The following is a 14,256-nucleotide window of genomic DNA, read 5'->3' on the forward strand; positions in this document are numbered from 1 at the left end:
ATTATGTCGCTTCTTCAACGCGCGCTTGTCAGGAATCGGCGTCCGGCACATAACCGCTGGCCGCAACTTGACGGAACCAGTAGCCGGATTTCTTCAGCGATTTTGTTTGATTGCGCAAATTGTTGCGGATCAGGCCGTATCGATTTTTATAGGCATTGAGCCACGACCAGCAATCAATCCCGGTCCAGACAAAATAGCCATGGCAGTTGGCGCCGGCTTCTATCGCCTGATGTAGGAAGCGCAGGTGATCGGTCATAAATTGAATCCGGTAATCATCCTGCACCACCTCGTCTTGCAAAAAGCGCTCCTCGTCAGCAACGCCAATGCCATTTTCCGCCACAAACCAGTCGATATTGCCATAACGATTTTTGATGGTCATCGCAATGTCATATAGCGCGTCGGGATAAATTTCCCAGCCCTTGTCCAGATTCATTTTGCGTCCCGGCATTTTGTACTCGTCAAAATAAATGTCCGGCAACCACGGCTGTAGGCTGTCAGGTGCCACATCCGGCGCCTGCACGCGATAAGGATGGTAATAATTCACGCCGAGCACATCAATGCGATTGGCCGCAATGACCGCCAATTCCTCAGGCGTTGACGCCCACAAAACGTGATCTTGCCTGAGTCGTTCGACCAGCGCTTCCGGGAAACGCCCATGAATGGCTGGTTCCAAATACAGGTCATTCGCCCACAGCTCCGCGAATCGGGCCGCATCCCGATCACCAGCGGACTGGGAGGCCGGATAAACCGGCGTCAAGTTGATAATCGTGCCGATGGTCGCATCCGGATGCTGGTTGACCTCACGAAACGCCGCCACCGCCTTGGCACTGGCCAAATTGAGGTTATACGCAACTTGAACTGCCGCCTTACCGTCAACCAGATTGGGATAGTGAAATTGATATAAATACTGGCCGTCCACAATCACCTTAGGCTCATTAAACGTAAACCAGTGCGTCACCTGATCGCCGTAAAGTTCAAAACACCGCCGCGCAAATTTCACATACAGATCGACAACGTGTTTGGACTGCCACCCGCCATAGCGCTGCTGCAAGGCAATAGGCAGATCGAAATGATGTAGGTTCACATATGGCGTAATCCCCAGCGCATGCATCGCGTCAAACACGAGCCGATAATAATCCGCGCCTGCCGGATCCACCGTGCCCGCTTCAAGATCATCAATCAACCGCGTCCACTGAATCGAAATCCGCAGCGCCTGAATCCCTGCCTGCTTCAACAGTTTCAGATCCTGTTCATAATCGTTGTAAAAGTTTGACGCCACATCCGGGCCAACATTGTGATAAAAATCCTGCGGCCGCGTGTGGTAATGATAATCGAAGATATTTTCATGCTTTTTGTGAAACGTACCTTCTGCTTGGGGACCGCTTGTGGCCGCACCCCAGGTAAAATCAGCTGCAAATTGGATGGCCATCACTTCCTTTCTAAGCGGCTCAAACCGGCTTGACTTTGTTGAAAATGAACCGCCGCGCCATACAGATTGGCATCGGCTTTAAACTTGGCAATCCGAATAACCGGCCGCACCGGTGCCAGTTCGGTTTGCGCCATGACCGCATCCAGCGCCGCTTCCAAATCGGCCAATAAATGTGGATTTTGGGAAATCCCGCCGCCAATGACGAAACAGTCTGGATCAAAACTATATTGCAAATTGAAAATGGTCGTGGCCAGAACATGGAACATGCGCTGAACGGCTTTTTTGGCTTCCTGACCACCTTTGTGTGCCTGCTCATATAGCGTTTTGCCATCCAGGTGAGTGCCATGACGCCGATTGTAGCGCGCCACCGTGTTAACCAGCGTGCCAAGACGGCTGACGGAATCGTCATCACCGTGCCACATATAACCGAATTCGCCACCCATCAGATGACGGCCGCGATGCAGCTGACCATTCAGAATTACCGCCCCGCCAACGCCGGTTCCAAGCACCAGAAAAATCGCATCGCGCACATCGGCAGCCGCACCTGCCTGCACTTCAGCCAACGCCGCGCAGTTCGCATCATTTTCGATTGTGACCGGCAGCTCCAAGCGATTGGTTAACTCGGTCACGATCGGAAAATGATGAATATACGGCACGGCACTGGCACCCCGAATGATGCCCGCCGTTTGATCAACAACGCCGGGACTACTGATCGCCACGCCAGTCACTTCGGTCGTCAGACGCAACGCCGCCACCTGTTGTTGCAGGCACTGATAAAAACCTGCCAACGTTTTCGGCGTTGCAACTTTGGTTTGCTGAAAAAGACCGGTTTCGGCACTGTAGCCACCAAATTTGATCGTGGTGCCGCCAATATCGATCACCGCTAAACTCATCGCAATCCTTCCTGTTCCTGTTGCTGAATCACATCAAGTGCCAACTGGCAAAAGGTCATATTCGCCCATGAAAACCACGTGCGGGTATATTGCAGCGGATCATCCTTTTGAACGCCTTCGTGACATTGACCGGTTCCGCCGGTTGTCGCCACCAGCAACAACAATTTCGCCATTTTATCCGCGGCGGTCGTTGCGACCAAGCCTTCCATTGCCACCGCAATCGGCCAGACATATTCTGGCGGCGTGTGTTCGCTGCCGATGCCGGCCAACATTTTTCCTTTATAGTAATAAGGATTCTGGGGACTGAGGACAAACGCCTTTGTGGTCAGATAAAGCGGATCATCTACGGCAATTGCGCCTAAAAACGGCAGACTCAACAAGCTCGGAACATTGGCATCATCTATCAGGCGGGCGTGCCCAAGGCCATCGACTTCATAGGCCAGTCCTTGTTCCCCACTCGGCAACGTTTGAATCGCGTATGTCATGACGCCTTGCTCAATCGCTGCCACCAACGTCTGTGTCCGCTTGGCCAGTAACCGCTCATCAACCGGCATTAACGGCAATAAGTGGGTCAAAACCGTTTTGGCTAACAGGTTGGCTGGAATATGAAACCCATATTCACACCGATTATCACTGGGCCGAAAACCGTCCCAGATCAGGCCGGTCTCGCCAATTGGATTGCCTAATCCGTTGTTGGGAAGCGTATCGTTTTCATCCGTGTCCGACCGCCGAAAGAAATACGGCGACCGCTCATGATGCTGCTCCTGTTCAAAAATCGTCAGAATCAGCGTGAACGTAGCCCAAAAGTCGATGTCAAAAATGCTGGCATCTCCGGTTTCGGCGTAAAGATTCACCGCCAACAGCAACGGCGCACATAAAGTATCGATTTCAAATTTTCGTTCCCAAACTTGCGGCGACATCGGCCGATCGCTTTCGTCATCAGCCCGCCAATGCGCGCCACTAGCCGTTTCATTAAAGGCGTTCGCATAAGGATCAAGCCGCACAAAAGCCAGTTCGCGGCGCAGTACCCCTGCAAGTATCGGCTTCAGGTCAGGAATGTCCTTGATGAGTTGCACATACGGCAGCACCTGAAACGTCGCATCCCGCAACCACATTGCCGGAATATCACCAGTCGCGACAAAATACGTGCCATCAGGTTGACGGCGGGTCGCTTTAACCAGCGCGTCGGGTAATAATGTCCGAAACATTGTCTGGGTCGCTGTATCCGGTAGTGGATGGGCTTCAGCATATTCCGTTAAGGCTGCTGCCAACGCTGACTTTTCTGCCATATTATGCGTGCTCCTTTTCTGCCACTGATGGCGATTGACGCGGGTAGATGCCATAAGTCCGAATCTCCCCCGGTTTAAATGCAGGCAGTTCGAATACCGTCACATCCGTTGCGACTGTTTGCCGAACCTCATTATTGAGATTTAACAGGCGAACGCTGGCGGGTTGGGAAAAATGAAGCGTCGCTGCTTCCGTGCAGGTTTGATCGGTCGGATTATAAAGCCGGACGAGATATCCCGTACCATCCGAAGTAGCGCTAACACTGGAAACGACCAAGTCCGAACCGATTAACTCAATCGCAGAGTGATGTCGCAGTGGCGTTTGATTTGCGTTAATCGGGAAGTATTGCAACGGCGTGGTGAAGCGATCAATTGTCTGGTTTTGGTAACCCAGACTGCCAATCGCCAGTGCCTGGACCCGGCGCTGTAATTCAACCGGATCAAAGGTGGTATCCAAACAAATACCGCCGCGCATGTGCCGTGTTCCCAACAGCTGACTGTCAGGAGTTGGCACATACCGAGTCTGCAAGCCAGACGCATCCCCCGGCCGGCGCTTCAAATCCGGCCGTCCGAGGTAACCGACACCACGAAACATCGTCACTGCTAACTGATCACACTGCTCGCCGACAATTTGGCACTCTTTTTCACCTAAGCCAAGGAATGTCCAACTGGTCTTTTGGTCGTGGCTGTTGGCAAAATGAATCAGTGGTCGCAGCGCAGTGGGCTCCTCATGATAACCGATGGCTTGCCAGTCCTTCAGATGTGGATCGATGACCGGACGCATTGCCACGCCAAAGGGAGTATCGGCATAGCTATCTTTTGCCTTGATCGGCGTCTTCAACACCAACCGCAGTCGGTGATCGCTTACCGTATTCTCGACCGTCAAATCAAATCGGATCACGGGATCATCAGCGGCCAGTTGCAATACCAGCGTATACGGCATCACAACGTCGGCCTTTTGCGCCTTGCGATCGGCCAACTTGCCCGGTAACTGCCAGCTTCCGCGGAAAATCAGGTCACTCACCAACTCGCCTTGATGACCGGTCACCTCGGCGTGCGAAAGTGATAAGTCAAGCAGCCAGTCTTCATCAGGTGGCGAGTAATCATACGTATCCCCGGCATCGCCGCCATCTTCAAAGTGAAGCGGATCGACAAAGGTTTGCTGCGTGCGATGATCCGTCAACAAGAGCTTGCCATCCTCAAAAGTCAGCGTGTAAACGCCGTTTCTAATCGTGGTACTTTTGGTTCGCAACGGCATCGCCTGGTGCGCCGGCTCAAGCGTCAAGCCCACCCAGTCCAGCGCATCAATGGTCACTGGCACCGCAATGGTCGTGCGATAATAGATGTCCGGCGTCTCTTGAGCGGGATCGCCGCGCAAAACGGCATTATCGACTTGCTCTTGCTTCAGCACCTCAAATGCCACCGGTTCGCCGGCTTCATTTTTCAGGTTAAAATGCGGTTCGCGCGTTGCCACCGTGATCTGGCCGGTCTGGTGAACCGGTTGAATCGTCGGGTTCCAAAAGAAAACATTCAACGAATCCGGGGCATTGCTGGCTAACTTGCGTAATAAATAGTCACGAAGCGATTCCGCCAACTGTAAGGCATCAACGCCGCGCTGGGCAATGTCGCGATTCGTCTCATCCGAATTGCAACCGCCGGAAGAATCATGCGCCTGACCGCGGGCAATGCTTTTCCAGATGGTTTCGACGATGCCGGACTGGGCTTCAATGCCGTGATGCGTCGCAACGGCCATCAGCGGTTCAACGACATCGATCATCAGATGTTCCAGCCGATCATACAGCTCTTTCAAATCAGCCCGTGATGAGTAAATACCGCGATGAATTTTCGAGGCGGACGGATCCACAAACTCGCCTTGATAAGTTGGTAAGTCCGGCGTTTTCGCCAAGTCCTTGAAAAAGTCCGGATAATTGTCTTCTACCAAGTCAAATTCATCTTGTTGCGCATTGGCGATTTGCAGCCGATCCTTCAAATTGAAATCAACTGCGCGCTGGTCACCGCCCACCGGCAAGGCCAAATCATGCGCCTGCGTATCGGTGGCAATGCGGTGAAGTAAACTCGCCACATCGTCATTTTCAATCAGCTCAACGCCGGCATAGTAGCCGTTTTTAATATTGGCGGCCAACACTTTGGAGCCGTCATTGGCGGTCCAGTAAAAGTAACGCGCGTTCTTTTCATGCGGCATCCCCCGCCAAAAGACGGTCGAGCTGATGTCAAAGCCGTGATAAATCTTCGGCATGTCCTGCCCCTGTCCGAATGAATCCGGCAGATAGCCGACTTTCATAACGCCGCCTAAATCAGCAGCCAGTTTGTGCCCAAGTTGCAGGTTCCGCACAATCGATTCGCCACTGGTGACCATCTCGTCAATTTGCGTATACCACGGACCGACGAACAGCCGCCGTGCCTGAATAAACTTGCGCATCTGATCGCGTTGTTCGGGGTTGGTCTGCAAATAATCATCGACAATCGCCATCTGACCATCCAGTAAATACGCATCCAGTTGATTCGTCTCTAGGGCTTGCAACACTTCCGCCATATGGTACGCAAACTGAACCCGGGCCTGCTGACGCGTGAAGTACCATTCAAAATCCCAATGTGTGTGGGCAATCACGTGAACTTTTTGCATTAATCAAATTCTTCTTTCTGTCTTCATGCCGTATCTATCAACTATGCGGTGGCCAGTCGCCGTTCACTGCGTTGATTCATAATGACAAACGGTGCGTAAAGGAAAATATCGATGACAACCAAAACAGCCGTAAGAATCACCGGACTCATATGCAACCCACCAAGGATCCAGGTGCTGACAAAAATCGGCTCATTGCCCGAATTTAAGACGACAAGCGGTACCACCCAGCCAATCGAAGTCACCACATACGCCACAATCGCGTTAAACAGCGGCACGAAAATCCACGGAATGAACATGATCGGGTTCAAGACAATCGGTAACCCAAAGATAACCGGTTCGTTGATGCCAAAGCACCCCGGCACCAAGGCCAGTTTGGCCACTTCCCGTTCTTTTTCACCTTTTTTGGTAAAAATCAGCATGGCGATGATGAGGCCAAATGTTGCCCCTGAACCGCCGATCATCGCGTAAACGTTGGTCATCGTGTTCGGCGCAATCGAGATGCCGGCAAAACTTTTGGTTTCCGCAAACTTCGCCACATTCTGCAGGAATAAAGGCAGCCAAAACGCGGAAACAATCCCCCAGACAATGTTGAAACCGTGCAACCCAAGGAACCACAGAATCTGTTCTAATAAAATGACAACAATAATAGCTGGTAATCCGGTACCGACAGTCAGTAACGGCTTAATGATGACCGTTGAAATCAGCTGAATTAAACTGGTGTAGCCCATGGCCTGAAGACCGATCCGCGCCAGTCCGAACAACAGCAACACTTCGGACATTGGAATTAAGGCAAAAAACGAGTCAAACACATTTTGCGGGACACTCCCTGGCATCCTGATGGTGAACTTGGACCGGCTGAAGGAAGCAAACAGCGCAACGGCTAACATCCCGACAATCAAGCCGGTAAACATCCCTTCATAACTGAAAAGCGACGCCGCAAATCCCTCAATGACTTTTGCCTTAGGGTCGGCAAAGTTAACATTGTTCGGCACCATGACAAAATAGGCGGAAAAGGCCAACAAGGTGGCAATAATGACATTCATGCCTTTGTTCTCGTCACGCCGCTTTAACTCAACCGCGTAGGAATAGGCGCTGGAGACCACCACAATCAAGCCGACAATCCCAAGCGTGGCAACGCCGAGATAACCAAAAAGTTGACTCAGACTCGTCAACCAACCCCAATTTAAATGTTGTGACTTAATCAACGCATCCAGTTGCATCTTGATCAGGTTCGAAAACGATCCAATCACCGTAAATGGAATCGTCCGAACAAAAGCATTCTTAACAGCTTGGAGAATCGTGTTGTTCTGCACCCACATCGAAGCCTTCAATAACGGCTCCTGAAGCTTATCCACATTGAACTTCATCATGCATCACCCCTAAGTAGTTTTAAAAAGAAAACGTTTTCCAACATCGTCAGTTTACCGGTTTCCCTAATTTTTGTAAAGTCTTATTTACATTTTGTATATACAAATTATGCGATGCTGTCAGATAACGCTGGCTCAATCTTGACTAGCTTGAAAATATGGCTTATCAAATCATTCGCTTATGTTATAATCGCTTAACAAGTAAGCCATTGAGGTGACGGTGTTGTATCTTTATTCGGAAATTTATTCAGACATTAAAAAAGACATTTTAACGAACCACTATCGCGCCGGTAAGCCGCTGCCCACACAAAAAAAGCTGGCGGAAACTTACCACACCAGCCGGTTAACCATTAAAAAAGCGCTAAAACTCTTACAAGATGAAGGCCTGATTTACAGTCAGCAAGGATCAGGTAGTTTTGTGCGTGCTCGGGCAACTGAAGACGACAAGGAACTGCTACCGCTCGATGCGCCAATTGGAGCGACCTATTCACACCGCGATCAAAACATCTCCAGTAAACTGCTGTATTTTGATGCGCGCTTGCCCAACGAAACCGAGCAGAAAAACCTTGCCATTAAAAGTAATGAGCCAGTCTATGACATCAAACGGGTTCGCCTCATCAACGACCGATACTACAGCCTTGAACACACGATCATGCCCACTAGCATCGCGCCGTTAGACAAGGACATTCTGAAAGGTTCCATTTACGATTATCTCGGCAACCGCGGCATCCAGCTAACCGACGCCCGCCGCATTCTATACGCAACCGAAGCCGACGCCGAAACCGCCGACGCCCTTGATATCAAAAAAGGCAGCCCGGTTCTCGTCATTGAACAAACAGCATACGACCAAAAAGGCCACGCATTCGAATACTCGGTTTCGCGGTTCATTCACGATCACTCCCGGTTTGTTTTAAACATTCACCGAAAATTGCCAGATTTTTTGGGGTGATACTGTTGTTTGAGGTCACAATTTGCCGAATCGGTGTCCCATTATGACGCCACTACAAAGACACCAAAAATAGGCTGAGTCATAATTCGGTAAGAACGTTCATAGATTAGCGAATTCCGAACAATCAAAAAAGCTTAGGCAATCAGTTCTATGCCGTGCCAAACTCCGCAATCTCCGGCCAGCTGGGGGCTGGCGACCGCGAAGCTAGAGGGGTGGGCACGACTTTGAGCCTCAGCAAAACCGGCTGAGTCTCAAAGCTCGGCCTTGTACTACGCTGGGAAGATCACCCAGCTAGTACAATTTTCTACCAGAAGTCAAGTCTCATTCATTAGGTTTTTCAGTGTTCTTGCGGTTTTCTTGTGGCGTATCGATAACGCCATGATCTAAAAATTTGAGTACACTAAACTAAGCCTTCGGTATTTCATTTTTTGACGGAGGTTGTTAGAATAAGTGTTGAATCAGATGTTGCCTATCGGCCTTTAGTTGCGATGCGATAGACATAGGTCTGATTGTTAATAACTAAACTGTAGAGTGTCCTGATGAGACGTGAAACAGATGCAATGGCAATCTTCTTGGTTCCGACCGCCGAAGAAGATTGCTTTTTCTTTTTGTAATAATCAACGATATGGTTGGGTTTGTTGGATCTGGCCGCAGAGGAAACCATGCAATTGATCACGCGATAGAGAATCTTACGAGCGTATGGATTACCGCGCTTTGAGATATGATCGCTTGCCGTATAGTCACCTGATTCATAATGACGAAGATCAATGCCTACGTAAGCATTAACCTGATTGCTTTTCTTGAAACGGGTTAAATCGCCAAGTTCTGCTAACAAAGTTACGGCGGAGGTTACCCCAATGCCAGGTAAGGATTCAAAGATTTTTAGCTCGGGTAGCGGAATAGCTAGAGAGCACATTTCCTTAATCAAATGTTTACGCCGTGCTGAGAGCCTGATTAGCTCACCCGCAATGTATTGAACCTGTTCTAACTCAACTGGTACTGCCGAGACGGCTGGAGCGGCCGTCAGTGCTACTTTGCCAAGCTTGTCCGCAATTGATTTCGCCCGTTGTTCGGATGTCGGGTACGGCGTTAGATGCCGCAGTGTTTCCACAAAAGCATCGAAGTTCTGACGAGACTTTAACAATATCTGTGGATGTGGGAATGTTTGGACAAGCCGCCAATAGAAAATACCATCAGTCGTTCCTGTAACGTGTTCCAACTCGGGAAAAGTTAACTGCAGGTATCGATGTAGGCGATTTTTGTTCGTCACTAAATCCTGAACTGCCTCTTGATAAGTGCGATCTAAGTCTTTCAAGGCCATGTACACTGGATCCTCGACAAACGATTTACTACGATTCAAGATCAACTGACTTTGTGAGAGGCCGAGTGCATCCATGCGATCAGTCTTTCTCCCGTGAAGTCCCTTGATCATTGATAAATCATGCTTGGCTTGAAGCGGATTAAGCTGCATGTAGGGAACTGCATGTATCTCCAGAAAATGCTTGAGTCGCCGCGAGTAGACACCGGTCGCTTCAAAGACCACTTCAGGGATCTGTTCAGTATCCTGATCTGAGTATTGATGGATTAACTTAAGCAACTTGTCAAAACCCAGTAAATCATTAGTAATGGTGCAAGAATCGACTTCTCGTTGTGGTTCCGCCACAACCGAAACAGAAGTCTGTTTAGAACTCACATCCAGACCAATTGCAATACGCATGTAATTACCACCCTTCAAATTTTTGGATCCTGGTCATCTACTTTTCAATACACGGCGTCAAAGCGCCCATTAGACTGCGACCAGACTCTCAGGATCAATGAAGCCCGCCAATTTCACCCACGGCATTAAATGCCAAGTTGTAATCTACGGCGTTGGCTTCACGCTCACTCTAACAAAAAAAGTGATAGATATTGATCTGGCCTGATCAATATCTATCAACTAAGTTAGTCTATTTCACCCCTGAGCCCCATCTGGCCTGCGATTGCTCCGCTTTGGCACTATCATCTGGATACTCCTAGCCAATTTTTCTAGGAAAACTAAAAACGGACGTACTCCAGTTTGTTAGAGAGTATGTCCGCTTTTGTATCGTGGCCATGAATTATGACCGCGTTTTTTAATTTATCCAATTTATTTCAAAGCGCTATGCCTTTAACGGCTGCTTCAGCATCCCATCAGTTGCTTTGCCGCATGATTGGTAGCTGTCCAGCAAGCCCAACTTCATGAAGACGGTTTGTTGATACGCAATCTTCGCGTTCCATTCGACGGTCTCCAAGATTTCGGTGGCGTGATGCAAGTCTTCAGAGGTAATCAGGACACCATGGCTATTTAGCAAGAAAATATGCTCTTTTGCTGCATCCCCAACCTCTTTGAGTCCATTGTAAACGGTATCGGCAAGTTCCTTGGAGCAGGCCGGCGCGTATGGCAGCACGCGGATCGGCCCGACTTCTCCGGTGACCTCGGTAACGTTCGGCATGTCCAATCCAGCCGTTGCCCAGAACATCGATTCTTCGGCGTGTGAATGATACACGCAGCGGATTTTGTCATTAGCCCGATAAGCTTCTTCATGCATATTGATCTCGCGGGTTAAGCGACCGACGCCGTCAATTTGCTGACCGGTTTCAAGATCCACCACCAAAATCTGAGTCGGTTGAAGCTTTGCGTACCAAGCTTCTGACATCATCGTTGGCGTCATGATCAGATAATCCTTGCCTGCTTTAATATGAATTGAACCATAGTCAAAATCCTTGTCGGCGGTAATCCGGACACTAATATTACCGCCAGCTACATTGGTGTTCTTGCGGACAAACATCTCCCGCGCAACTGCTGCTAAATCCTTCCGTTCTTCTTCAAAAACATATTGTTCCGTCATTTTGTATTTCCTCCGTTATTTGCACGTTGCGCCAGCAAAACTTTGTGACGCTGTGCCAACCGTTTTTCCCGTTTTCGATCATAATCACCGAACAGGATTGGATTGACTTTTCTGTACAGAATCAAAGTAATGAGGCCCATCAAGAGACATAACCCAGTATTACCGCCTAACAAGGCAATTGAGACGCCAATTGTATCTAGGAAAACAAGTAATGATGCAGAGGTTTTACTCATGCTTATCACCCTTATTCTTCTCGTGACTGGTTTGACTGAAATCCAAACCGCTAAGATCATTTAAATCAACATTGTCTGCTTCATTATTTTGCGGGGATGACGTTTTCTTGCTTTCGTTAGAAGCTTTGGCATCACTGAAGTCCAAGCCACTCAAGTCATTCAAATCCACGTCATCGGCATTGTCATTCGTATCTGACACTGCTGGTGCTGCCGCCGCAGTAGCCGGGGCCAAGGTGCCATAACGTTGACTAGGCAATTTGATTTTATTTTGATCCCGGTACAACCAGATGAACCCGAGTGTCCACAGAATTGCTAATGCGATCGCCCACCATTTGCCATTAAAGGCTTGGGCAAAGAAGAGGCGGAAATCAGGTCCTTCAAAAGTTGACCATGACAACTGCTGTCCGGCTTGAACCTTGACCGTTCCGGTTGTCTTCGCCAGGTTCGTGATCACCGGGGCAAAATAGGTGGCGCCATACAGGAAAATCGGTGTTGTAATGATGCCCAGCGTAATCATGCGTAACAGATTCGCCCCTGTCAGTAACAGAGCCGCAATAACAAAGGACAGATTGATGATGCCGGCAAATGGTAATACTGTGTTATGCGGTAAGATCATGGCGAAAATCAACATAATCGGTACCAAGATAATCACGGTAACCCATAACTCATTACGCCCGGCAAGAATCGGCCAATCAAGCCCGATATAAACTTCACGGCCTTTAAAGTGTTTTTGCATAAAGCCGCTCATCGCATCGGCAATGGGTTGCAACGCCGTCATGAAAAGTTTGGAAATCATTGGAAACAGCGTCATGGCTGTCGCCGCTTTAACCGCTAAGTTGAGTGAGCCGGAAATGGAATACCCAGCACCAAATCCAAGCAGTACCCCGATCAACGCACCCATCACGGTGTTGTCGCCCCAGACACCGATTCTTTTCTGCAAAGCATCAGCATCAAACGGCTTGTTCATGATCGGAATAAAATCAAGCAATTTATTCAGCGGTTGTAAGATCACCGCAAACAATGTGATGAAATGTGGCACCGTGACTCCCGGCATCCCTGTCAGATCCTCGATATGCCGATGCCACATGTCGCCGGCTTTCAATTCAAATACGATCTGAATCCCGGCAACCAAGAAACCAAAGAAGGCATTATGCGTAAAGTACAATACAACAACGTAAGTGAAAATTTTGTTCCAGACATTCCACATATCAACGTTTAACGTTTTGGTCCAGTTAAAGGTCAACATGACAAAATTAATGGCTAATAATAACGGGAAAAACAGAAAGGCTGATTTATACGACCATGTGATCGCCGCTACGCCTGTCCAACCTGCATCAATCGCATTAAGACTCAGGTGGAATAGCTTAGACATGGATTTGGCAGCTGGCGAAATGGCATCCATCATGTAGTTCACAACCAAGGTCATCCCGGAAAAGGCAACCCCTAAAGTCAACGCAGCCACAATCGATTTTTTGAACTTCAACCCAGCAACCAATCCCAGAATCAGCATGATTAAGGGAACAAACACCGGTCCCCCAAGATTCAGGATATAATTAACGACGTCTTTTAGAATCGTCACGATTTTTACCTCCTCACAACTTAACCCGCGATGCAGTTGATCGTTTCACTTAAAAGGCCAAAACCTGCTGCATCGGTGCGCATGACATAAGACGTCACTTGCCGGCATTCTGCATATTCTTCAAAGCCTGAATGATTTGTTTGTACGACTTTTCCGGATTCATATTCATAAAGATCGGCATGCCATTAACCACCGCAATATGGTTTTCTTTAGCTAAGTCCTCTAATTGCTGATTCGGCTTGGCGATCCAAACGTAAACGTCATAGTTGTGCAATACTTCAGGTAACTGCTTAAAATCGGTTGCATCCACCGACACACCTTTGACATTATGCGATTCAAAGAAATCCTTGATTCGACTGGCCGTAGCCTCACTTGATGCAACGCCTGATCCACATGCAACAACAATCTTTGCCATAATAATTACGCTCCTTTTTTAAATTATTTTCCTGCGACTTGTGCTTTAAACGTGTTAACAAAAAACTCGTACATTGCTTCCGGATCATTGATCGCCTTGAACTTGGCGACAAATTTTCCGTTCTGTAACAAATCCATGAAGATCTGTAAAAGTCCGACTTGCTGGCTTGAATCCGTGATACCTAGAAAGAACATCGCCGTCGCATCTTCTGGCTCGTTATAGCCCATTTGTAAAACTCGAATCGGCTGAGCATTTTTGACAATCGCCATAAATGGTCGGTTGACGTTGACAGGATCGGCATGTGGCAACATCACGGATATTTCCGGAAAAACAATGCCGGTCGGAAAGGCATCTTCTCGTCGGTTCAATGCCGCCTCATACGTGTCCTTGACGTAACCAGCGGCCTGAATCTTTTTTGCCACATCTCTGAACAATCTTTTGCGATCAGCAGCATCCTCATTCAAAAAAATCAAGTCTTTGTGAATCATTGTGCTATAATCCATAACTAGCTCCCCTCAATATGAAAAGTTGAATCAATTGTTTTGAACCTTCTTGAATCTTTCTCCTCATCACATTATTAATGCTAAAGCGCTT

At 48.6% G+C, this 14,256-nt stretch carries 12 protein-coding genes; 1 reads left to right on the forward strand and 11 read right to left on the reverse strand.

The window, feature by feature from the left end:
• Positions 1-28 precede the first annotated feature (28 nt).
• From LHUE1_RS03925 to LHUE1_RS03945, 5 genes are read right to left on the reverse strand one after another with little or no spacing between them, the layout of a single operon-like run.
• A complete protein-coding gene (locus LHUE1_RS03925) occupies positions 29-1,429 on the reverse strand; it encodes a glycoside hydrolase family 1 protein (protein ID WP_049171197.1) in 1,401 nt (466 codons plus the stop codon).
• On the reverse strand, positions 1,429-2,322 hold the full coding sequence (locus tag LHUE1_RS03930; protein WP_049171195.1) for an ROK family protein: 894 nt from the start codon (positions 2,320-2,322) through the stop codon (positions 1,429-1,431). The genes LHUE1_RS03925 and LHUE1_RS03930 overlap by 1 nt, the downstream gene beginning before the upstream one ends.
• A complete protein-coding gene (locus tag LHUE1_RS03935; protein ID WP_049171192.1) occupies positions 2,319-3,611 on the reverse strand; it encodes a glycoside hydrolase family 125 protein in 1,293 nt (430 codons plus the stop codon). Before LHUE1_RS03935 ends, LHUE1_RS03930 begins: the two co-directional genes overlap by 4 nt.
• Before the next feature lies 1 nt (position 3,612).
• Complete coding sequence (locus LHUE1_RS03940; RefSeq protein WP_049171190.1) at positions 3,613-6,252, reverse strand: glycoside hydrolase family 38 N-terminal domain-containing protein; 2,640 nt, start codon at positions 6,250-6,252, stop codon at positions 3,613-3,615.
• A 41-nt stretch (positions 6,253-6,293) separates the two neighbouring features.
• Complete coding sequence (locus LHUE1_RS03945; RefSeq protein ID WP_049171188.1) at positions 6,294-7,619, reverse strand: PTS sugar transporter subunit IIC; 1,326 nt, start codon at positions 7,617-7,619, stop codon at positions 6,294-6,296.
• A 223-nt stretch (positions 7,620-7,842) separates the two neighbouring features.
• Between LHUE1_RS03945 and LHUE1_RS03950 the strand changes: the two genes are divergently transcribed.
• Complete coding sequence (locus LHUE1_RS03950; RefSeq protein WP_049171187.1) at positions 7,843-8,568, forward strand: GntR family transcriptional regulator; 726 nt, start codon at positions 7,843-7,845, stop codon at positions 8,566-8,568.
• A gap of 469 nt (positions 8,569-9,037) precedes the next feature.
• On the opposite strand, the gene LHUE1_RS03955 is transcribed toward LHUE1_RS03950, so the two are convergent.
• The 6 genes from LHUE1_RS03955 to LHUE1_RS03980 form a co-directional block, all read right to left on the reverse strand.
• Positions 9,038-10,285, reverse strand: coding sequence for an IS110 family RNA-guided transposase (locus LHUE1_RS03955; protein ID WP_049170424.1), 1,248 nt, complete (start codon positions 10,283-10,285; stop codon positions 9,038-9,040).
• 421 nt (positions 10,286-10,706) lie between these two features.
• On the reverse strand, positions 10,707-11,435 hold the full coding sequence (locus LHUE1_RS03960; protein WP_049172795.1) for a class II aldolase/adducin family protein: 729 nt from the start codon (positions 11,433-11,435) through the stop codon (positions 10,707-10,709).
• The gene (locus LHUE1_RS03965) at positions 11,432-11,668 is read right to left on the reverse strand and encodes a hypothetical protein (protein WP_049172793.1); all 237 of its coding nucleotides are present in this window, start codon (positions 11,666-11,668) and stop codon (positions 11,432-11,434) included. The genes LHUE1_RS03960 and LHUE1_RS03965 overlap by 4 nt, the downstream gene beginning before the upstream one ends.
• Positions 11,661-13,247 carry a PTS galactitol transporter subunit IIC gene (locus LHUE1_RS03970; RefSeq protein ID WP_277848341.1) on the reverse strand — a complete coding sequence of 529 codons (1,587 nt, stop codon included), beginning with the start codon at positions 13,245-13,247 and terminating at the stop codon, positions 11,661-11,663. The genes LHUE1_RS03965 and LHUE1_RS03970 overlap by 8 nt, the downstream gene beginning before the upstream one ends.
• A 94-nt stretch (positions 13,248-13,341) precedes the next feature.
• Positions 13,342-13,662 carry a PTS sugar transporter subunit IIB gene (locus tag LHUE1_RS03975; RefSeq protein WP_025013320.1) on the reverse strand — a complete coding sequence of 107 codons (321 nt, stop codon included), beginning with the start codon at positions 13,660-13,662 and terminating at the stop codon, positions 13,342-13,344.
• Between the two features lie 23 nt (positions 13,663-13,685).
• Positions 13,686-14,165, reverse strand: a complete 480-nt coding sequence (locus LHUE1_RS03980; RefSeq protein ID WP_049172789.1) for a PTS sugar transporter subunit IIA — start codon at positions 14,163-14,165, stop codon at positions 13,686-13,688.
• Between the last annotated feature and the right edge of the window lie 91 nt (positions 14,166-14,256).

The organism is Lacticaseibacillus huelsenbergensis (assembly GCF_029726355.1).
Classification (GTDB): Bacteria; Bacillota; Bacilli; order Lactobacillales; family Lactobacillaceae; genus Lacticaseibacillus; species Lacticaseibacillus casei.

What these genes read in the sequence shown, in the direction of transcription:
- LHUE1_RS03925 (WP_049171197.1), bottom strand. Translation starts at nt 1,429, where the DNA reads ATGGCCATCCAATTTGCAGCTGATTTTACCTGGGGTGCGGCCACAAGC.
- LHUE1_RS03930 (WP_049171195.1), bottom strand. Translation starts at nt 2,322, where the DNA reads ATGAGTTTAGCGGTGATCGATATTGGCGGCACCACGATCAAATTTGGT.
- LHUE1_RS03935 (WP_049171192.1), bottom strand. Translation starts at nt 3,611, where the DNA reads ATGGCAGAAAAGTCAGCGTTGGCAGCAGCCTTAACGGAATATGCTGAA.
- LHUE1_RS03940 (WP_049171190.1), bottom strand. Translation starts at nt 6,252, where the DNA reads ATGCAAAAAGTTCACGTGATTGCCCACACACATTGGGATTTTGAATGG.
- LHUE1_RS03945 (WP_049171188.1), bottom strand. Translation starts at nt 7,619, where the DNA reads ATGAAGTTCAATGTGGATAAGCTTCAGGAGCCGTTATTGAAGGCTTCG.
- LHUE1_RS03955 (WP_049170424.1), bottom strand. Translation starts at nt 10,285, where the DNA reads ATGCGTATTGCAATTGGTCTGGATGTGAGTTCTAAACAGACTTCTGTT.
- LHUE1_RS03960 (WP_049172795.1), bottom strand. Translation starts at nt 11,435, where the DNA reads ATGACGGAACAATATGTTTTTGAAGAAGAACGGAAGGATTTAGCAGCA.
- LHUE1_RS03965 (WP_049172793.1), bottom strand. Translation starts at nt 11,668, where the DNA reads ATGAGTAAAACCTCTGCATCATTACTTGTTTTCCTAGATACAATTGGC.
- LHUE1_RS03975 (WP_025013320.1), bottom strand. Translation starts at nt 13,662, where the DNA reads ATGGCAAAGATTGTTGTTGCATGTGGATCAGGCGTTGCATCAAGTGAG.
- LHUE1_RS03980 (WP_049172789.1), bottom strand. Translation starts at nt 14,165, where the DNA reads ATGGATTATAGCACAATGATTCACAAAGACTTGATTTTTTTGAATGAG.